Source organism: Rhodococcus sp. 1R11 (assembly GCF_004563845.1).
In the GTDB taxonomy this organism is placed as follows: domain Bacteria; phylum Actinomycetota; class Actinomycetes; order Mycobacteriales; family Mycobacteriaceae; genus Rhodococcoides.
This window is the reverse complement of record NZ_SPNG01000033.1, coordinates 1-709: the sequence shown is the minus strand read 5'-3', so window position 1 is coordinate 709 and position 709 is coordinate 1. Positions and strand designations below refer to the sequence as shown.

Annotated in this window: 1 protein-coding gene; it reads left to right on the top strand. The window is 64.7% G+C overall.

The window, feature by feature from the left end; genetic code table 11:
• A partial coding sequence (locus E4P29_RS25765) for an HAD-IC family P-type ATPase (protein WP_135048120.1) occupies positions 1-709 on the top strand: 709 nt, incomplete at both ends.

Sequence of the window (709 nt, the reverse complement as noted above, 5' to 3'; positions counted from 1 at the left end):
AGGAATTGACCCTCAAGCGAACTCGACGCGCGATCTCCGATCTGTTGACCGGCACGCAGGACACCGCCTGGATCAGACTGCCCGACGGCTCCGAAATCTCCGTCGACGTCGATCGACTCGAAATCGGCGACGAGGTCGTCGTGCACGATCACGTGGGCGTTCCCGTCGACGGCACCGTCGTCGACGGAGACGCGGTGGTGGATCAGTCCGCAATCACCGGCGAGACCTTGCCGGTGTCGATCGTCGCCGGAGACCGTATTCATGCGGGATCCGTCGTCGTCCGTGGCCGCCTCGTCGTGCGCGCCTCCGCCGTCGGTCGCGACACCACGATCGGCCGCATCATTTCTCGCGTCGAGGAGGCACAGGAGGATCGCGCCCCCATACAGACTGTGGGAGAGAACTTTTCACGACGGTTCGTGCCAGCATCGTTCATCCTGTCGGCCCTCACCCTCGTGGTCACCCGAGATGTTCGACGGGCGATGACGATGCTGCTCGTCGCATGCCCGTGCGCGGTGGGCCTGTCCACTCCAACGGCCATCAGTGCCGCCATCGGCAACGGTGCTCGCCGAGGCATTCTCATCAAGGGAGGATCGCACCTCGAACAGGCCGGCAGGGTCGACGCCTTCGTGTTCGACAAGACCGGAACCCTGACGGTGGGGCGCCCCGTGGTGACCAATGTTGTGTCGTTCCAGGACGACTGGGAGCCGGA